At 54.2% G+C, this 19,451-nt stretch carries 14 protein-coding genes; 4 read left to right on the forward strand and 10 right to left on the reverse strand.

Going from position 1 to position 19,451, the window contains the following annotated elements:
- Nucleotides 1-61: 61 nt before the first annotated feature.
- The 3 genes from ABE504_RS19375 (at nt 62) to ABE504_RS19385 (ending at nt 8,242) form a co-directional block, all read left to right on the forward strand.
- Complete coding sequence (locus ABE504_RS19375; RefSeq protein ID WP_430091716.1) at nt 62-1,108, forward strand: LCP family protein; 1,047 nt, start codon at nt 62-64, stop codon at nt 1,106-1,108.
- Nucleotides 1,109-1,736: 628 nt separating this feature from the next.
- Entirely contained in the window at nt 1,737-3,086 is a 1,350-nt protein-coding gene (locus tag ABE504_RS19380) for a glutamate-1-semialdehyde 2,1-aminomutase (protein WP_430091718.1), read from the forward strand.
- Nucleotides 3,087-3,700: 614 nt separating this feature from the next.
- Nucleotides 3,701-8,242: a glutamate synthase-related protein gene (locus ABE504_RS19385; protein ID WP_430091720.1), complete on the forward strand. Its 4,542-nt coding sequence runs from the start codon at nt 3,701-3,703 to the stop codon at nt 8,240-8,242.
- A gap of 102 nt (nt 8,243-8,344) precedes the next feature.
- On the opposite strand, the gene ABE504_RS19390 is transcribed toward ABE504_RS19385, so the two are convergent.
- The 4 genes from ABE504_RS19390 to ABE504_RS19405 form a co-directional block, all read right to left on the reverse strand.
- The gene (locus ABE504_RS19390; RefSeq protein WP_430091722.1) at nt 8,345-8,998 is read right to left on the reverse strand and encodes a M48 family metallopeptidase; all 654 of its coding nucleotides are present in this window, start codon (nt 8,996-8,998) and stop codon (nt 8,345-8,347) included.
- A complete protein-coding gene (locus ABE504_RS19395) occupies nt 8,995-9,849 on the reverse strand; it encodes a DinB family protein (protein WP_430091724.1) in 855 nt (284 codons plus the stop codon). The genes ABE504_RS19390 and ABE504_RS19395 overlap by 4 nt, the downstream gene beginning before the upstream one ends.
- A 73-nt stretch (nt 9,850-9,922) precedes the next feature.
- On the reverse strand, nt 9,923-10,828 hold the full coding sequence (locus ABE504_RS19400; protein ID WP_430091725.1) for a hypothetical protein: 906 nt from the start codon (nt 10,826-10,828) through the stop codon (nt 9,923-9,925).
- Nucleotides 10,829-10,967: 139 nt separating this feature from the next.
- Nucleotides 10,968-12,104, reverse strand: coding sequence for a glycoside hydrolase family 88 protein (locus ABE504_RS19405; protein ID WP_430091726.1), 1,137 nt, complete (start codon nt 12,102-12,104; stop codon nt 10,968-10,970).
- A gap of 201 nt (nt 12,105-12,305) precedes the next feature.
- On the opposite strand from ABE504_RS19405, the gene ABE504_RS19410 reads away from it, so the two are divergent.
- Nucleotides 12,306-13,145 (forward strand): helix-turn-helix domain-containing protein, encoded by an 840-nt coding sequence (locus ABE504_RS19410; protein WP_430091728.1) that lies wholly within the window; start codon nt 12,306-12,308, stop codon nt 13,143-13,145.
- Between the two features lie 50 nt (nt 13,146-13,195).
- Here ABE504_RS19410 and ABE504_RS19415 read toward each other — a convergent pair whose 3' ends face one another.
- The 6 genes from ABE504_RS19415 to uvsE form a co-directional block, all read right to left on the reverse strand.
- Nucleotides 13,196-13,693, reverse strand: coding sequence for a hypothetical protein (locus tag ABE504_RS19415; RefSeq protein WP_430091729.1), 498 nt, complete (start codon nt 13,691-13,693; stop codon nt 13,196-13,198).
- A gap of 356 nt (nt 13,694-14,049) precedes the next feature.
- A complete protein-coding gene (locus tag ABE504_RS19420) occupies nt 14,050-14,712 on the reverse strand; it encodes a bifunctional 2-keto-4-hydroxyglutarate aldolase/2-keto-3-deoxy-6-phosphogluconate aldolase (RefSeq protein WP_430091731.1) in 663 nt (220 codons plus the stop codon).
- Between the two features lie 39 nt (nt 14,713-14,751).
- Entirely contained in the window at nt 14,752-15,729 is a 978-nt protein-coding gene (locus ABE504_RS19425) for a sugar kinase (protein ID WP_430091733.1), read from the reverse strand.
- Between the two features lie 776 nt (nt 15,730-16,505).
- Nucleotides 16,506-17,369 (reverse strand): inositol monophosphatase family protein, encoded by an 864-nt coding sequence (locus ABE504_RS19430; RefSeq protein WP_430091735.1) that lies wholly within the window; start codon nt 17,367-17,369, stop codon nt 16,506-16,508.
- Nucleotides 17,370-17,553: 184 nt separating this feature from the next.
- The gene (gene fabI, locus ABE504_RS19435) at nt 17,554-18,324 is read right to left on the reverse strand and encodes an enoyl-ACP reductase FabI (protein WP_430091737.1); all 771 of its coding nucleotides are present in this window, start codon (nt 18,322-18,324) and stop codon (nt 17,554-17,556) included.
- Nucleotides 18,325-18,448: 124 nt separating this feature from the next.
- A complete protein-coding gene (uvsE, locus tag ABE504_RS19440; RefSeq protein WP_430091739.1) occupies nt 18,449-19,441 on the reverse strand; it encodes a UV DNA damage repair endonuclease UvsE in 993 nt (330 codons plus the stop codon).
- Nucleotides 19,442-19,451: the final 10 nt, after the last annotated feature.

The raw sequence follows: 19,451 nt of genomic DNA on the forward strand, positions 1-19,451 counted from the left end.
CTACTTCTGTACAAAAAAAAAGTACAGATTACGTAAACACCCTGGAAAGGAGCGTTATCACGTGAAAATTATTAAACGGACCTTGCTCCTGATCGGTCTGCTGCTCTTTGTTGTTGCAGGTTATTATACGTATTCCTTCTATAGCTTTGCGAAAAACATTTCGGATAAACAAGACGGCGTAGAAGGTACAACGACCGGCAGCGCCGGCATGATTCCAAGCAACGTCAAGCAAAATGGCGACAAGTACCAACCGCCTAAATGGGAAGGCAAACAGCGGGTGAACATCTTACTGCTCGGCGGCGACTCCCGCGGCATTGCCAAGAACGAGCTGCCCCGCTCTGACAGTATTATGCTCGCCTCTATCGATCCCACGACGAAGAAGGCGTACCTGTTCTCCATTCTCCGCGATACGTACGTCAAAATTCCTGGCGAAGGCGAAGACCGTATCAACACGGCCATTACAACGGGCGGCCCCAATCTCGCGATGAAGACGGTTAGCGATTACCTCGGCATTCCGGTACAGTATTATTTGTACACGGATTTCAAAGGCTTTATCGCGCTGGTAGACGCCATTGGCGGCATCGACATCGACGTCGAGAAGGATATGAAATATTCCGACGCGGAAGACGATCATATCTACGACATTAATTTGAAAAAAGGCATGCAGCATCTCGACGGCAAAACCGCTCTGCAATACGTGCGATTCCGCCACGACGCGCTTTCCGATTTCACCCGTACCGAGCGGCAGCGCAAATTCCTGACGGCGGTCGCTCATAAAATGCAGTCGACGATGTCACTGATTAAGCTCCCTCGTATTCTGAGCTCGATCGATCCTTATATTGAAACGAATCTCAGCGTAACCGACATGCTGAAGCTGGGCAGCCTTGCATATGATGCAAAAGCGGACGGCATCATCACGTCGCAGCTCCCTCCGTCGGACCTCCTTGTCGAGAAAAACATTCACGGCGCTTCTGTCATCACCGCGGACAAAACGCAGATGCAGAAGTACGTGAGGGACTTGTTCGCCGGCACCGCCGAGGCGGATACGGGTCCGACAAAGCCGTCGCCAACGCCGACACCGAAGACGTCGGTGAAGACAGCGAAGTAGGGCGCGATGGCATGCCAGGCAAAGGAACCAGCGGAGATAGCTCCGGGAACGAGCCGATGTCGTGACGGTAGCTCGAGGAACCAACGGTGTTTTATAAATAAGAGTGGGCAACCACTCTTATTTTCATGGGAACCATCTGTTGTGGGGAGAGAGCCAAGGGATTGCGGTTTGCTTCCCACTGAAGCGCTTGGCTAGCTGGGAACGCTAGGAAGGCTAGGAAAGTTCGTCCCGCCTGCCCTCACTCCATCTCACGCTTACCGCGAGCCTGCATTTTGTGCAGTAAATTTGCATGCGAGGTGCCGAAATTACACATTTACTTGTAAAACGTACATGTAAATCACATCGCTACGATGGAAAAAGCCCAAAAGCGGCTGTTTCATTGAAATTTAGATGTACATTTTGCAGGTTCCCTCTCCGTTTTCCGTGTTTCGAGGCAATTTAGATGTAGATTTTGCAGGTAAGCGATGGAAAGGGCATGTCAGCGGTGGTGACTGTGGCGGTGACGATGACTGTGGCTGTGCGGCAACGTAGCGGCAGGAGACTGCACAAAATTACACTTCCAGCGACTGCAACGACACCCTGTATTCAGCAATTAAACCATTCTTCCATATAAGGCAGGTACACATTCATGGAACGCAAACAATCCGAACGCTTGTATCAAGAAGCGCTGCAGCACATCGTCGGCGGCGTCAACTCCCCTTCCCGCTCGTTCAAAGCGGTGGGCGGCGGCGCGCCGGTGTTCATGCAGCGCGCGCAAGGCGCTTACTTCTGGGACGTCGACGGCAATCGCTTCATCGATTATCTTGCCGCCTACGGCCCGATCATCACCGGTCACGCGCATCCGCACGTGACGGAAGCCATCACGCGCGCCGCACAGAACGGCACGCTGTACGGCACCCCGACCGAACTCGAGATCGAGTTCGCCAAGATGCTCAAGTCCGCGATCCCATCGCTGGACAAAGTGCGCTTCGTCAACTCCGGCACCGAGGCCGTGATGACGACGATCCGCGTGGCGCGCGCGTATACGAAGCGCACCAAAATCATTAAGTTCGCCGGGTGCTACCACGGCCACTCCGATCTTGTGCTCGTGGCCGCGGGCTCCGGCCCGTCCACGCTGGGCACGCCGGACAGCGCCGGCGTGCCGGCGAGCATCGCGCAAGAGGTCATCACCGTGCCGTTCAACGACATTCCGGCACTCGAAGCCGCGCTTGCGCGTTGGGGTGAAGACGTGGCCGCCGTCATGGTGGAGCCCATCGTCGGCAACTTCGGCATGGTCATGCCCCATGCCGGCTACCTCGAGCAGCTCTGCGCAGCGGCTCGCCGTCACGGCGCCCTCGTCATCTACGACGAGGTGATCACGGCGTTCCGCTTCCATTACGGCGCGGCACAGACGTACCCAGGCCTCCCGCTCGCGGAGGAGGCCAGTACGGCCACGGCGGCGGCGCGCTTCGCCGCCGTCGAGCCGGACCTGACGGCCCTCGGCAAAGTGATCGGCGGCGGGCTGCCGATCGGCGCCTACGGGGGCCGCAAAGCAGTGATGGAGCAGGTCGCGCCGCTCGGACCTGCGTATCAGGCCGGCACGATGGCGGGCAACCCCGCCTCCATCTCGGCCGGCATCGCCTGCTTGCAGGTGCTGCAGCAGGCGGATGTGTACACCAAGCTCGATCAGCTTGGTGCAACGCTCGCGGGCGGTATCGCGGAATCCGCCGCCCGCCATGGCATCGCCTTGACGCTCAATCGCATTGGCGGCGCGTTCTCGACCCACTTTTGCGATCATCCTGTCACCAACTATGACGAAGCACAAGATACGGACGGCGAGCGCTTTGCACAATTCTTCCATCACATGTTAGATATGGGCGTAAACCTCGCCCCATCCAAATATGAAGCGTGGTTCTTGACCATCGCCCACACGGAAGCCGATATCGCGTATACGCTCGAAGCCGCGGATCATGCTTTGGGGCGTATGAAAAATTCATAACCGTGCATGCGGTCTTTTATTTATCCATAAATCGCCGAGTCAGGCATCGTGCACGGGGATATTGGGATTTCCAACAAGAAGCAAAAACTTAATCTTGTCCCAGAAAGCGAACTATGATCCTCTCAGGATTGTAGTTCGTTCGTCTTTCTAACAGGTAACAACTAGTAAGAACATTGGTTTTATTCACCAATATACAAAAACGGTAGCGCTTACATTCGCGAATTCGTTCCGCAACTATTGTCGGATGACCTTTTTCGTGCTATTCTAAGATTACTTTTACCCTTTTGGCGAAATGGCTTGTTTGTACAGTATTTTCCTAGAAAGTTAGGGCATGATTTACAAATACTCATTCGGTTTTTGTGGTTGATGCCCTACTTCGATACGTGTCGATTCGTGCCGTATTACACCGGAAAATCCCCCCGTAAATTGGCATGCTATTCAGTTATATTGCATTTTTATTCACTTCGGCGCATATTTCGGCTTTTCCACTTTTTAGTGTTAAAGCCGTAAATGCCAAAGGCTTGCGGGTTTCTGCCCTACCGAGGATGAAAAAGTGTAAGCAAGAGGAGTTTAAATATGTATGGGAGGTGACGGTCAGGCAACTGACCTGAGCAATGAATGAATTGATGCGTAATGAAGGCCGTTTTCAAGATCTACTTGGGACCGAACACGACAGCTGCGGTATTATTTGTATTATTGAAAAAAATGGCCACCCTTCCCGCGATAACATCCAAAAAACGATTGATTCCCTCGTTAAGATGGAACACCGTTCCGGATTTATCAATGGTGAAGGCGATGGTTGCGGTATTTTAACTGACATTCCACGTGCGCTCTGGGAAAAAAAGCTGACAGAAGCCGGACTCGACGGCAAGCTGGCTTATGACAACCGTTTCTCGGTTGCTCATATCTTTGTTCCGCGCAAGCTCGACCTGACCGCCTCTCAAATTCAAAGCGGCATCCGCGAACTGTTTGCAGCCCACGATGTTTCCATCATTCTTGAGCAGGAAAATCAAGTGGACAGCTCCGTTCTGGGTCCAAATGGCTTGCAAGATGAGCCAACGTTCTGGCAAATCGCCGCGATCAGCAACAAAACCGAAGGGCAAGTTGCCGATCACCTTTTTGAATTGCATATTGCGATCGAAGATCGTTACAACGTCCACGTTGCGACACTGAGCAATGTGACTGCCGCGTACAAAGTGTTAGGCGCTGCAAGCATTTTGCCAAAATATTTTAACGATACGCGCGATCCGTTATTTGCATCCCAAGTAACGATCGGCCACAACCGTTATTCCACGAACACGCTGTCGAGCTTCTTCCGTGTACAACCGTTTTCGCTGCTTGGTCACAACGGTGAGATCAACACAGTGAAAAAGCTTCGCCTCGAAGCTGACATGGTTGGCGTTCCGCTCGTAAGCGGCGGGTCGGACTCCCAGGACATGAACAGAACGATTGAAACGTTCATTCACCGTCACGGTCTGTCCCTGTTCGAAGCTATGGAGCTGGTATTCCCTCCTATTATTAATGAAATGAAACAATTCCGTCCTGAGCTTCAGGACTTGTACGTTTACTTCCGTCAGGTGTGGGGCCACTTCGCACAAGGTCCTGCCGGTATCGTATCCCGTTACGGCAACGAGTGTATTTTCAGCGTAGATGCCCTGGGTCTTCGTCCCGTCTGGATGGTTGAAAGCGAAACTTCCCTGTATTTCTCCTCCGAACAAGGCGTTATTACGGTTGGCGACATGGTTGCCGATCCAAAACCGATCGCACCAGGCGAAAAAGTCGGCGTCGTGCTGACACCAGGCGAGCACATCCAAGTGATTCCGTATCACGAAGTGCAAAACCTCGTGTACGATCGCGCCAGCAAACGTATTGCATTCAGCGGTCTGCGCAAATATTTGAACCCTGCCCCATCCGACATTAACGCAGCAATTAACGAGAACGTTACGCCTTCCGATCAAATGTACAGCGCATTTGGCTGGGATCGCGACGGCATTTCCCACATCGAGACGATGTCCGAAACAGGCGCAGAACCGATCCGTTCCTTGGGTCATGACTCTCCGCACGCGGCGCTCGCTTGGGAACGTCAGAACGTGCCTGACTTCATTAAAGAAAGCGTAGCGGTTGTAACGAACCCTGCGATTGACCGCGACCGTGAAATGGAGCACTTCTCCACACGCGTGATCGTCGGTTCCCGTATTCCGGTGTACAGCCAATTGGATGATCAGCTTCGCGTTGAGCTGTTGACGCCGCTGGTGCTTGAAGGCACGAACGGTGTAGGCAGCGATGAGCATTTGTCTCAGCCGTCCTACGAGCAATTGCTGGCACAGTTTGGCCCGGAGAAAGTGGTTGTCCTCGACGCTACTTTTGCTAAGGGCTCGACGCTAAAAGATGGCCTGAATCAGCTGGCGTCTGACGCTATTGCGGCTGTTCACGGCGGCGCAGCGCTGCTCGTCATCGACGATTCCGCTGCTCACCAGAACGATCGCTTGTGGCTTGACCCGCATCTTGCGGTTTCCAAAATCGACATCGCGCTGCGCGCGGAAAAATTGGGCTTCGGCGACAACTTGCGCCGCCACGTGACGCTGATCCTGCGTTCCGCTTCGATTCGCAGCTTACATGACATCGCAGTCGCTTGCGGTCTTGGCGCCGATGTCATCTCGCCTTACCTGCTTTTCGCAACGGCTTCCGACAAAGAAGGCAATGCGGCAGCAGCACGCAAAGTATACGCAGCTCTTTCCAAAGGGCTTGAGAAAGTTATCTCTACCATCGGTACGCACGAGCTTCGCGGCTATACACGTTTCTTCTCCTCCATCGGCTTCCATCCGGAGGTAGCTGAGGTGCTGGACATCGTGAACTACCTGGGCAGCGAAAAAGCGGGCACAAGCTTCACACATCTGGAAGCAGACTCTGCTGCGCGTTATGAGGATTTCACCAACGCCAAAGCGAAAGCGGCGAAAAACTTCCGCTTCTTCCAACGGATGTGGAAAGCGCTCGGCGACGCAGCTTCCGGTGCGGCGTCCTACGGCGACTACCGCGACAAACTGCGCGAAGAAGAGAAAAAGAACCCGATTTCCATTCGTCATATCGCAGGATTCAACGTGGAGAAAGCGCTCGGCGAAGGCCGCAAGCCGCTCGATCCATCGCAGGTTGACATCTCCATTGGCGGGCATTCCTTGCCGATGCTGATTTCCTCCATGTCCTTCGGTTCTCAGAACGAAACAGCTTTCCGCGCTTACGCTGAAGCCGGCGATCGCCTGAACATGGTTACCATGAACGGCGAGGGCGGAGAGATCAAAGATATGCTCGGCCGTTACAAAACAACGCGTGGTGCGCAAGTCGCATCCGGACGTTTCGGCGTGAACGTTGAACTCGCTAACGCGGTTGCTTTCCTTGAGATCAAAATCGGTCAAGGGGCAAAACCGGGCGAAGGCGGTCACTTGCCAGGCTCCAAAGTTACAGCGAAAATCGCTGCGGCTCGCAACGCAACGATCGGTTCCGACCTGATCTCGCCATCCAACAACCACGATATCTACTCCATCGAGGACTTGGCACAAATCATTTCCGAGCTGAAAGAAGCAAGCGGACGCAAAGCGAAAATCATCGTTAAAATCCCGGTTGTACCTGGTATCGGTACAATTGCGGTCGGCGTAGCGAAAGCTGGCGCTGACGTGATCACCCTGTCCGGTTTCGACGGTGGTACAGGTGCGGCTCGTATTCACTCCTTGACGCACGTTGGTCTGCCAACGGAAATCGGTACAAAACTTGCTCACGTTGCTCTGATCGAAGCTGGTCTTCGTCACCGCGTTGAGCTGTGGTCGGACGGCGGTCTGAAATCCGGTTCCGACGTTGTTAAAATGGTTATGCTCGGCGCAAACCGTGCAGGCTTCGGTTCCATCGCGATGCAGTCCATCGGTTGTACGACATGCCGCGGCTGTCACTTGGACACTTGCCACGTCGGTATCGCAACGCAAATCGACTCCATGGAAGAAGCGGAAGAAAAAGGTCTTCGCCGTTTCGTTCCGCGTGTCTATGACACAGCAGTAGACAGCCTGGTTCGCCTGTTCGGCGGCATCGGCGAAGAAGTGCGCGAAGTTGTCGCTTCCCTCGGCTTCTCGAGCCTGCAAGAGCTGGTTGGCCGTTCCGACCTGTTGGAGCAAATTTCGCACAACGATCGCATCGATCTGTCCGACATCCTGCGTTTCGTTCCAATGCACCACATTTCCGAGGCGGAAAGAGCGCTTGAAGAAGCGGCTGTTTCCTCCGATATTCGTATCGCAGCAGGTGCAGAAGGTCTGGACTTCTTCCCAGAGTCCGTTTCCTTCGACGCTCCGGTCGTTCGCAACTGGTCCAAAGTGGACGCAGAGTCCCGTATTCTCGGAACTCGTTATGCGAGCCACCGCGTAAGAGACCGTTTCGATGGCAGCTACGATCAACTGCCTAGCATTTCCTTGAACCTGATCGACGGTTCCGTTCCTGGTAACGGTCTGGGCGCTTTCAATGCTCGCGGCCTCGACATCACGGTTCACGGCGGCGCAGAAGACGGTCTTGGTAAAATGGCTTTCGGCGGTAAAGTTGCGATCATCAAAGCCGTTGGCAAGAACAACACGTTTATCAACGGCAGCGTAGGTAAATCGTTCGGTTACGGCGCGCAAAAAGGCTTGTTCCTGATCCAGGGCGGCGCAGATACGCGTGCATGTATCCGTTTCTCCGGCGCAGACGTTGTCTTCGGCGGCGAGATTACAACGCCTCTGCAAGATGACCTCGGCGGTCTGGCGGCTCGTGCGAACCTGAAAGGCTTCGCGTTCGAGTACATGACCAACGGCCGTGCAGTCGTGATGGGCGATCCAGGCCCATGGATCTGTGCTGGTATGACAGGCGGCGTGATTTACCAACGTCTCGTTCCTGAAATGGGTCTCGACCAAGCAGCGATCGAGCGTCGTATCGCGAAAGGCGCGAAAGTGAAGATCGAAACGATCGGCGTTCAATCCAAAAAAGACCTGACCGAGCTGCTCACAGCGTACCACGCAGAGCTGGCTGCATCCGGTCAAGCCGACGCAGCAGCGAAAATCGAAGCTTTGCTTGGCGACCTGGAGTCGAACTTCATTCGAATCTCCCCAGTCAACATGCAAGCTGACCAATCCGTCGCGACGGAGTAGTCTTTGAAATAGAACAGCCACACCCTTTGCGGGGTGTGGCTGTTTTTTTGTTGTCGGGAGCTGCCTGGTCCCGCTGTCTCCGTGAGGATTCCCATGCCTCCCTCACAACGTCATCGCCCCGCCATACCGCGCCAGATACGCCTCTTTCTCCTTGTAATCCGGCATAATCCCGCCGACGCGGCGCCAGAAGGAGCGGTCATGATTCATGTGCAGCAGATGGCACAGCTCATGTACGACGACGTAGTCGATGACCTCAATCGGCGCCATGGCGAGGCGGTAGTTGAAGGTCAGCTTTTTGTCCGAGGAGCAGGTTCCCCATTTCGTGGCGGATTCCTCGATTTCAAACGACTTCGGCCTCACCTTCAGCTGATCTTGATAGATGGGCAGGCGCTCGGCGATCACTTTTTTACAGCTGGCAAAATAAAATTTCTTCAGCCGCAGCTTTAACGCTTCCTCGTCCAGCCCTTCCGTATCGATCAGCTCGTGGAGGAGATAGCTTTTGCCGAGATGAAGAAACTTGCCCTCCTCGTCGTAGGCCTTCGGCTGGAACGCCTCCCGGAGTGCGCCAAGGCGCTGCAGTCGCTGAAGGATGACTCGGCCGTGCTGTCTCACCGCTTCTTTTACCGCCGCTTCGCTCGTTCCCTTCGGAGCCTTCACTGTGATAAACCCGGTCCCGTCCATGTGGATGGAGAGCTTGGCACTGTTCCCGTAACTAACGTGAAATGTAATTTCCTGATTTTCAAATTCGATGTTCATACCCCATGCCTATCTCGGATGCGCTGTACGGCGCGGATGTGGTGATTGGCGTGACCGGCCATCATTTTGAGGAGCCCGGCGACACGTTCTTCCCGGCGTTCCGTCCAAATGGTGCGCGCCAACGCATCGGGGAGCTCTCTGCAGAGTCCCAACAGATGCTGTCTCGCCGCTCGAAATAGTCCCAGCTCATTCGCAATCGACCGCCGCGCATACGCTAATCCCGCATGCCAGCTGTCCGCCTGAAAGGCATTCCCCTGATAGAACCGCCCAGGCTCGGCAAGCGCAAACTTGACCTTATGCAGTGTCACCAGCTCGAGGTCAATGACGTGCAGTACCTGCTCCCGAATCGACCATTTGCCCTGCATTTCACTCAGGTCAAGCTGCTCCTCGCTCAAGCCGGCCACCGCCTTCTCCAGCGCCTCGATCCCATCTTCATACATCCTGACGATTTCTTCGTCGGCAGGATGCAGCTCCTCCCAGTACACCAGCGTGTACCCGTCAATGGCCGACACATGCAGCGCCCGCGTATGTCCGGGCTCCTCGTGGCGCGTCATGCGCAAGCCGCTGCCTCGGAAATGTTTCTCCGTCTCATCGACAGACGACGTCATCTGATACACCAGATTCCCCCTCTGCGGAGCGCTGTAGTGCGGCAGCATCCACTCCCCTCTCAGGGGCTCTGGCAGTTCTACCTGATCTGCAGCAAGCAGTACAGCACTGTTTTGTTCATCGACCGCCATCCATGCCGCTATGCCGCCTTCCTGCCGATTCACTCGCCACCCCAACAGGTCGCGATAAAAAGCAATCGAAGCCTCTAGCTCCTCCGCCTGTAACAGCAATCTTGCCTGCTTCACCACCGCCACCTCCTGCCACAAAGATAAAAGGCTGCCGCCGCTATCTCGCGATAACGGCTTCGCAGCCTTTGGATTACTCGGTATAGCCAGCCTTCGTATCCATACCGATAGCGTTCGCTTCGGCATTCCACGTCACGCCGAAATCAATCGCCTTCGCCACATCTCTCAGCTTGAAGTAATTGTTGCCTCCAATATTATAAGCGGTAAATGCCGCTTCTTTGCCGCCTACGTATACTTTAGCGGATGTAGGTGTCGCCTGTCTAGCCGCCAGCTCAGCGGATGCGGTCAGTTCCCCGCCTTCTGCCGTATAGGCTTGTCCAGCTGTAACGCTAATCGCATTTTTGGCAGCGTCCCAGCCGACGGCAAAGGTTTTGCCCGTCCCGTTCACAGCCATCGCCAGATCGCGCAGCTTGAAGTAGTTGTTGCCGTCGATATTGTAAGCCTCGAACGCAACTGCTTTACCGTCGACGATGACTTTAGCCGCTGTAGGCGCTGCGGCCACAGGCCCTGCTTGGCTGACAGCAGGCGCTTCCGATTCCGGCGCCTTCACTTCTTCAGCCGGAGCCGCCGCGCCGCCCTCTACCACGTCCAGCAGAATTGGGTTGTTGTCTCCCCGAGCCTGCCCTTCAAAAACAGGAAACACACCATAACCATATTCAGCTGCCTCTGTTAAGAGAGCTTTGCCATCTTTAATATCAACCAAGCCAACGCTCTCCAGATCGTCCCATCTCGCAACTTGCGTTTCCTCAGACAGCTTGCCATGGAACGTAACCGTAGCCGGCGCCTGAACCACATACTCCGTATCCCCGTAGCCTACATCTTCCACTTTCTTCGTAGACACCACATTAGAAATCGTAACATAATTGCCGTCTTTGAAATCAAAACGTTTCTCTTCCGCCGCGGAAGCCGTGGCCGCGAACAGCGTTGTGAGCAGCAGCGCCGAGCCTAGCAAAGCCGCCGCTTTCTTGAAAACTTTCATTCTACTTCCTCCTCCTTTTTCTCCTAGTAGTTTACAAAATTTTCATGCAGACTGCAAATTGTGACAATAGAAACTTTCAAAACAAAAACGCCCCTGAACCTCCCATCGTGGCAGGCTCAGAGACGCTTGCAATATGACCTTAGAGCAATTCCTTCAGTTTGGCCACCGCTTCTACGAAATAAAAGTCTCCGTAGATCAGCGCACCATTGTGCACATGATAGCGGCCCTCCGGATCCGAATGGTAAGCGGAGGTACCGTCCGTCAGGAGGCACTCATCCGACAGATCCCACACGGCGCAATGCTCGGAGAGCGCTTTGAGGATACGGACGGCTGACTCCAGATACAGCGCCTGCTCATCTTCCGGAACCGCCTTGGCGATCTCGATCAGCCCACAAGCGGCAAGCGCTCCGGCGCTGGAGTCGAGCAGCTGTGAGTCGGCAGGCTGTCTGTAATCGCAGAGCGGCACGTAGTTGTTCACGGCCAGGCAAGATAACACATAATGGGCGATACGTTTGACCGCCTGGAGGTATTCAGGCTTCTTCGTCCAGTTATACGCCTGAGAAAAACCGTACAGCGCCCAACCTTGGCCGCGGGACCAAGAGGAGCCGCTTTTTACCCCTTGACCGCCCGGATTGTCCAGCATCTCGCCCGTGTTCGGATCGAAGATGACGATATGATTCAACGAGCCGTCTTCCCGCAGGAAGTGCTTCAAAGTTTTATCCGCATGCATCACGCCGATATGTTTAAAGCGATCGTCTTTGGCTTGTTCACTCGCCCAGAAGAGCAGCGGAATGTTCATCATGCAGTCGATAATCGCCCAGCCGGCATTGTTATCGCCGTTCCAGGCGCGGATGAATCCGCCGGCAATGTTGGCGCGCGCCGACAATGTGTTGGCAGCGAGCATCGCGCGTTTGCGCGACTGGTCGTCACCGGTAAGCTCATAGTTCATAACGCTCGACAGCAGCCACATGAAGCCCACATCATGATGCAGCTCATCGTAGCCATGCAGGACGGCGTCCATTTTGGCCTCAATGCTTTGCGCATATTGTTTGTAGGATTCCTGCCCCGTCGCTTTGTACATGTGCCAGAGAATGCCTGTCCAGAACGTATTCGTCCACCAGGACGCGTCGTCGGTCTGACAATCGTCATAAACACCGTTTTTGGTTGTGTAAGGCATACTGTCTTTGATGCGTTCCGAGGTAACGGCAATTTTGTCGGCAATGCGGTTCCAGGTTTCCTTAATAAATGCTTCGTTGTTTTTCAATACAGCCTGCATTGGATAATTCCTCCCATGTGTGATCCGGTTTGCTCAAGAGACTAGTGTTAGCGCTTAATTTCCGTGCTGTTACTTGTAGTATAGTAAGCGATTCGGTTTCACCATATAGTAGGAATTGCGAATTACATTGCAAAAGTTGCTATTTCAATTTGCCTTATATGATACACTTAGCGTACAAGCTATGAACAGGAGGCGATCTCTTTGAATCGTGTTCTTACAGAAATCAAGCTCCGCAACGACACGTTTTCCTATACGCATGCCGTGATGGAGAGTCCCAATGACAGCCGCTTCAATATCCATACGCACAGACAGCGCTACGAAATCTACTACTTGATCTCCGGAAGCGTCGACTATCAAGTCGAAGATCAGACCTACTCGCTCAGTCCCGGCGACTTGCTCATCATTAACAACAAGGAATCGCACCGCCCTTATTTCACGTCGGAAGCCAGTTATGAGCGGATTCTTATTTTTTTCTCGCCGGAGTTTTGCAGTCATTACAATCAGGAGACGTATGCGATTTTGCAATACTTCGAACGTAAAAAAGCCGGCAGCTTCAACCGCCTCCCAGGCAAAATGGTCGAGCAGCTAGCCGGCTATTTCAGTGATATGGAGGAGCTGCAACGCAGCCACCATCCCGCACGCAATCTGCTCATCGAAATGACGTTCATCCGCCTGCTCATCCACTTGAACGAGATTGTATCCGCCAACATCCACACGTTCGAGCTGGAGATGGACTACAACGCCAAGATCGAGCAGATCCTCGACTACATGCATACCAACATGTACCGGCCGCTGACGCTGCAGACGATTGAAGATCTGTTTTTTATCAACCGCCACTACTTCTCCCATCTGTTCAAAAAAACGACCGGCTTCAGCTTCAAGCAATACATCATCCATAAACGGATTACGAAAGCCATTGAGCTGCTAAAAATGTCCGTGCCGCCGTCCGAGGTGTGCCGGATGACCGGGTTCGAGGACTACTCGAACTTCTACAAAGCTTTTAAAAAAAGCACCGGCACCTCGCCGGCGCGGTACGTGTAGCGGGGCGCCTCACGGCGGGATGGCTGAGGCGCGAAAAAGAGCCGACAATATTACAGTACAGGAAGATCAAGCTCATTACGCAGTTGCTTTACGGTCTTTTCGTTGTTTTTATATTCCTCTTGCCCTTTTTTCAATTTCTCGATTCGTTTTTCTACTTCTTCTGCCTTTTTGAGATACGTATCATCGTTATTTCTTACAGCATCTTGTTTAAATTCAATAACAATAATTGTCAAGTTACCAATGGACTCCTCTAATTGCTTAGCAAAATTCTCAGTATCGTCAGGATCCGCTTCTAGTTCGAGCCTTCTTGTTTCATTACCGAGACTCTTGACTTTGATACCTTGTTTATTTTTTGCATCTTTGTCCTCTCTTGTTTGATCAGGCATCGCGTCCAATACATTGTGTTCAGAAGTTTCCTTATCCCTAGCTGCCTTAGCTAGAGCTTTCAGAGAAGCTACATCTTTATCGGCTAGTACGGAAAAAGAAAATACACTTGCCGTAACTAAACACGTAGCTGTAATAGCAATTAGTTTTGTTTTTAGGTTCATCTGAAATTTCCTCGTATTCTAATGGAACTATATCTTGGCAATCCGTTGTTTCCATAGTATTTTAAATTTGTAAAAATAAGTATCTCATAAAATATCATATTGAATTATTTTCCTTCTGTCTACATCTCTTCATGTAATCCATACCTACGTTGCCCTTCTTCTCCTACTGGAGTCCATCCTAAGATCGTGCCTGAGTGACTTGGACATACTGACGTGTGTATTGCACCTGATACCTGCATTATGCTGAACATAACAAAAAACCCTTGATCAACAAGGGTTCATTGTGATGCATTCGGAGGGCTGCGCACCCTCGCGTATTGTCAGCGCGCCCCTGCAAGATGGGCGCTTTCTCAAGCCTACTGCTTCGCTGCGCGGTAAGCTTCGATATATTGCGCAGCCTTCTTCGCGACAAGGCTGTAATCACCGGTTTTGACCGCGTCGGAGGTCAGATCGGAACCAATGCCGACGGCTACGGCGCCGGCTTTGATCCATTCGCCGAGGTTGCTCAGCGACACCCCGCCGGTTGGCATAATGTTCGCCTGCGGCAGAGGACCTTTAATGGCCTTAATCATCGCCGGCGAGTAGAGATTGCCGGGGAACAGCTTTACAATGTCCACGCCAAGCTCAAGCGCGGCTTGGATGTCGGCGATCGTCATGCAGCCGGGCATGACGGGCACACGGTACCGGTTACACAGCGTAACCGTTGCCGGGTTAAGAGACGGGCCGACGACGAACTCGGCCCCGCTCAGGATGGCGGCACGCGCTGTCTCGGGGTCGAGGGCTGTGCCCACCCCGATAATCGCGTACTTGGACGCATCCTGCGATGTGGAGGAATAGCGCTTCGCCAAGTCCTCGATCGCGCGCAGCGCGAACGGCACGGTCATCGTCACTTCGATGACTTTGATGCCGCCTTCAATGGCCTGCTCGGCCATTTCGACGACTTCTTCCGGCGTTTCGCCGCGAAGAACGGCGACGACGCCTTCATTGGAAATTTGCTGCAGCAATTTGATTTTTTTCATGTTGGTTGTCTCCTTATCGGTTCCCCAGCTTGCCTGGGATTACCGTTCAATATGTTTAACGTCGTTAAGCACCGCATCGACCTGCTCCCACGTCGGCGCGCCTTCCCAGTCGCCTTCCGTCTGCACGATCATCGAGCCGACGAGGTTGCCGATTCGGACCGCTTCCGGGTACGAGAGCCCTTTTTGCACACCAACCAAAAAGCCTGCACAAAAGCCATCCCCAGCCCCTACAGTATCGACAACATGTTCCGCTTTAAAATAAGGCACAGCTACGATCTCGTCCTGCGTTACGACGTACGTCTCGTTGTCGCCGCCTTTGACGATGGAGACGCCCGGCAGCTTGCGCAGCTCGGCCACGATTGCATCCCAGTCCTCTGTTTGGTACATCAGCTTCAGCTCATCGAGACCTGGCAGAAAAATATCCGCCAGCTTCGCCAGCTCCAGCAGCACCGGACGCGCTTCCTCGATGCTCCACAGTTTGAGGCGCAGGTTCGGGTCGAAGCTCACCTTGACGCCGTGTTTGCGCGCCAGATGCACCGCTTCGAAAGCCGCCTCACGGCAGGACTCGCTGAGCGCCGGCGTAATGCCGGTCAGATGCAGCAGCTTCGCTCCTGCGATGTAGGACTCGTCCAGATGCTGCGCGCCCATTCGGCTTGCGGCCGAGTTTTTGCGGTAGTAGTAGACGGACGTTTTGCCCATGAGCACTTCGCGCATCATGAGTCCGGTCGGCGCTTCCGCTGTCAGCTCCGCTCGCGACACATCAACGCCTTCGCCGCGAATCTTCTTGAAAATCATCCGGCCCAGCGGATCCTTGCCCAGTCTGCCGAACCAGCCCACGCTGCCGCCAAGGCGCGAAATGCCGATCGCCACGTTGCTCTCCGCCCCGCCGAACAGGCTGTGCAAGTCAGCCGAGTATTCCAAGCCTTTGCCGCCGGAAGGCATAAGCAGCGCCATCGTTTCGCCGAACGTCAGGATATCCGGGGACGTCCCTTGCTGTGTTTGAGTATTAGCCGACATAGAAGCACTCCTATCTTATGTTCGATCACGCGAGGTGCGTGTCCAAGTAATTGAAACGTTTAAATTATGACTTCTATCTTATTATAGTGGATATAAAGCGATTGCACCAGTGTGAAAACCGGGGATGACCCGGCTAGAAAAAGTTAGCGCGAACCTAACGGTCGCCATAGCGCTTATTTGCCTCAAAATGCGGCAGCTCCCACGTCTAACGGTTGTCAGCGAGCTTATTTTGCCTAAACTCCCGTGAAATCACCCGGATTAAGCGAAATAGCCTCTACCGCAACCGTTACAGCTTGAAAGGCCTCCTTTTCGGCTGAATACGCGCTCTTGTAACCGTTACGGAGGAGTGGAGGCACTATTGTCAGGTTACGCGTACGAAGTGCAATAAGCACTCGCAGAGTGCTTATTGCACCGCTGAACGCCGAATGATAGACAATAAGCACTTGCAAAGCGCTTATTTCTGTCAAATTCGCCCGTTCCGCCGTTTGGTTCATGCAATAAGCACTCACAGAGTGCTTATTGCACCGCTGAGCACCGATATTCGAAGAATAAGCACTCGCGAAGCGCTTATTCTATTTTATCCACGTCAGTCACACTTACTGTCATAGTGGGTGGGGGCGGCGCCCTTCCTCACCGCTTCCCGTCGAAGGTGCATCGTGGAATCCAGCACTCCGCGCAGCGAATCGTCCGCGCTTCCTTATCGCTCCGGCGATCCCCTGCCCACGCAAAAAAAACAGCGCGCACCAGATCCCCTCCGGTGCACGCTGCCCTACCTTCTATTCGATTCGCGAAGCTCCGGCGTTCGCCAGTTCTTGAATCAGCTCATCGTGGATATGTCCGTTCGTCGCGATCACGTTACGCACGCCCAGATGGTACGGCGTACCATCCGAGTCGCTCACCCGGCCGCCGGACTCCTGGATCAGCAGCGCGCCCGCCGCGATGTCCCACGGGTTCAGGCCGATCTCCCAGAACCCGCTCAGACGCCCTGTCGCCACATATGCCATGTGCAGCGCCGCCGAACCGGCGATGCGCAGGTTGCGTACCTTCGGCGCGATCGCCTGCATGCCTTTGAGATTGACGGGCAGCGCCCCGTCGCGGTCGGCCGGGAAGCCTGTCGCGATCAAGCTGCGCAGCAGCGTATCTTCCGCGGACACTTCCGTCTTTTTCCCGTGGCGGTAGGCGCCCTTGCCTTTCTCGGCAACGAACAGCTCGTCACGTGAAGGGTCATACACGACGCCGACGATCACTTCACCCTTGTGCGCCAACGCGATGGACACGGAGTAAAAAGGAAACCCGTGCACGAAATTCGTCGTGCCGTCGATCGGATCGACGATCCAGAGGTATTCTTCGTCGCTCATGGCCTGCAGGGCCTTTTTGGAAGCCTCCGGGCCCGGTTCTACCCCTTCTTCTCCCAGAATCGAATGGTCCGGGAAATGCGTCAGAATCAGATTGCGGATCAGCTTCTCCGACCCTTTATCGACTTCGGTCACCAGATCCTGCGCAGAAAACTTCGTGTCCACCCAGTTAATGTCCCCGAGCTTGCTCTTGATCCATTCTCCGGCCTTCGCCGCCGTATTGATCGCAACCGCCGTGAAGCTCTTGCTGCCAACTACGAAAGATTCCGAAACGCCACCTGTCATATATGTTCAACTCTTTCTTTTCATATTTTAGATAACAAGCTAAGTATAGTAAAATATACGTTTTAAATACTAGAGCGTTTCATCCTAATTTATTCGTACATTTTTACATATGGCGGCAATCTGTCAATTAACATGCGATAAAAAAAACCGCACAGCCAGATAGGGCCGTACGGTTTGTCCAATTTTAAACGCCTACGATGTTGTAGCCGCCGTCGACGTAAATCACTTCGCCCGTGATACCGCGGGACAGATGACTCATGAGGAACATCGCCGTGTCGCCGACTTCGGCGGTCTCGGTCGTTTTGCGCAGCGGCGCTTTTTCTTCCACTTGGCGGAGGATCGAGTTGAAGTCTTTGATCCCTTTCGCCGCCAGCGTACGGATCGGACCGGCGGAGATGCCGTTCACGCGGATGCCGTATTGGCCGAGGTCTGCGGCCAGGTAGCGAACGCTCGCTTCCAGCGCAGCTTTGGCAACGCCCATGACGTTGTAGTTCTTCATCGCGCGCTCGGCGCCGAGGTACGTCATCGTCATGATGGAGCCGCCTTCGGTCATCAGCGGGTAGATCCGCTGGGACACCGCCACCAGCGAGTACGCGCTGATGTCGTGCGCAAGCGCGAAGCCGTCGCGGGACGTGTCCACGAATTGGCCGTCCAGCTCTTCGGTTTTCGCGAAAGCAATACTATGTACAAGGCCATGTACGACGCCAAAACGCTCTTTGAGCGCCTCGGCCAACGCATCGATCTCACTGTCGACGGTGACGTTGCAAGGCAGCAGCGCCGAACCTGGAATCGTGTCCGCAAGCTTGCGTACGCGTTCCTCGACGCGTTCATTTTCAAAAGTAAATACAAGGTTCGCCCCCTGCGCAGCTAACGATTGCGCGATTGCCCAAGCGATGCTGCGGTCATTGGCGACGCCCATAACGAGTATATTTTTGCCTGTTAATAATTGACTCATGGTGGATTTGTTGCCCCTCTCCCATTGGATTGTGCGTCATAACTTCCCATTCATCAACGTACCCGATTTTGTCCAACAATTCAAGACAATTCTGAGTATTCGAGCGGGTTTCTGCACAAAGCGGCTAGATCATGACAGAAGCCTGATTCACCACCGTCACGCCCTCCATCCGCTTCAACTCGTCCATGAGCCGGAACAGGGCGTCGTCCTTCATTTTGGCCTCGATCATGATGTCGAGCTGCGGGGTAATGGGGGCAATCCCCTGCAAAAAAGCCCAAAGCGGCCCCACCTCCACGTAGTCCGCATGGCTGCGTGGGTCGGTGTCGCTCTTGGGGCTCGAGACGTGGATCTTCGGCGGCAGATTGGCCGCCGGCTCCTCTGCGCTGTAGCGGCGCGCCCGCTGCAGCCACGTCTCCTGAATGCGCGGCCAGAGCTGCACAGCATCCTCGCCTTCGTTGTTGACGGCGTGGTGGTGCACGTCGAGCACCATCGGCGCGCCGACCTGCTCGGCGATCTCCAGCGTCTCAAGGGCGTTGAACGTCTTGTCGTCGTTCTCGAGCGTGATGCGCGCTTGAATCGGCGGGCGCAGCGCCTGGAAGTTCGTCACGAAGCGCCCAGCCGCCTTCGCTTTATCACCGTAAGCGCCGCCGACGTGGATGTTGCACATCGCCTCCATACCGAGTCCCATCGCATTCAGCATGGCGGTATGGCGCTCCAGATCCTCCACGGATTTCTGGAGGACATCCTTCCGAGGCGTGCTGAGCACGTTAAAGTGATCGGGGTGGAAGCTGACGCGCATCGCGTACTGCTTGGCGTAGCTGCCCAGCTCTTCGAACTCCGCTGCGAGGGCTGGAATCGGATTCCAGTCCCCCAACAGCTCATGACCGATGAGCGGAATAAAGCGCGACGAAAACCGGAACACCATGATGTCATGGGCCCGGTTATGTTTGAGCAGGCGCAGCGTATTCTGCAGATTCTCGGCAGCAATGCGCTCCAGCTTGCGAATCGCCGCTTCCCGATCGGTGAGCTTGCTAAAGTTGGTCGCCGTCATCGTTTTGGACGGGGATGCGTTCTTGACGACCGTCGACATGGCGACGTAGCCGAGGCGTATGATCATGGGTAAGCAA

It is taken from the genome of Paenibacillus oryzisoli (genome assembly GCF_050467285.1).
Lineage (GTDB): Bacteria > Bacillota > Bacilli > Paenibacillales > NBRC-103111 > Paenibacillus_E > Paenibacillus_E oryzisoli_A.

Coding starts and splice junctions, on each gene's coding strand:
- ABE504_RS19380 (WP_430091718.1), top strand. CDS start 1,737: ATGGAACGCAAACAATCCGAACGCTTGTATCAAGAAGCGCTGCAGCAC.
- ABE504_RS19385 (WP_430091720.1), top strand. CDS start 3,701: ATGAATGAATTGATGCGTAATGAAGGCCGTTTTCAAGATCTACTTGGG.
- ABE504_RS19390 (WP_430091722.1), bottom strand. CDS start 8,998: ATGAACATCGAATTTGAAAATCAGGAAATTACATTTCACGTTAGTTAC.
- ABE504_RS19400 (WP_430091725.1), bottom strand. CDS start 10,828: ATGAAAGTTTTCAAGAAAGCGGCGGCTTTGCTAGGCTCGGCGCTGCTG.
- ABE504_RS19405 (WP_430091726.1), bottom strand. CDS start 12,104: ATGCAGGCTGTATTGAAAAACAACGAAGCATTTATTAAGGAAACCTGG.
- ABE504_RS19415 (WP_430091729.1), bottom strand. CDS start 13,693: ATGAACCTAAAAACAAAACTAATTGCTATTACAGCTACGTGTTTAGTT.
- ABE504_RS19420 (WP_430091731.1), bottom strand. CDS start 14,712: ATGAAAAAAATCAAATTGCTGCAGCAAATTTCCAATGAAGGCGTCGTC.
- ABE504_RS19425 (WP_430091733.1), bottom strand. CDS start 15,729: ATGTCGGCTAATACTCAAACACAGCAAGGGACGTCCCCGGATATCCTG.
- ABE504_RS19430 (WP_430091735.1), bottom strand. CDS start 17,369: ATGACAGGTGGCGTTTCGGAATCTTTCGTAGTTGGCAGCAAGAGCTTC.
- fabI (WP_430091737.1), bottom strand. CDS start 18,324: ATGAGTCAATTATTAACAGGCAAAAATATACTCGTTATGGGCGTCGCC.
- uvsE (WP_430091739.1), bottom strand. CDS start 19,441: ATGATCATACGCCTCGGCTACGTCGCCATGTCGACGGTCGTCAAGAAC.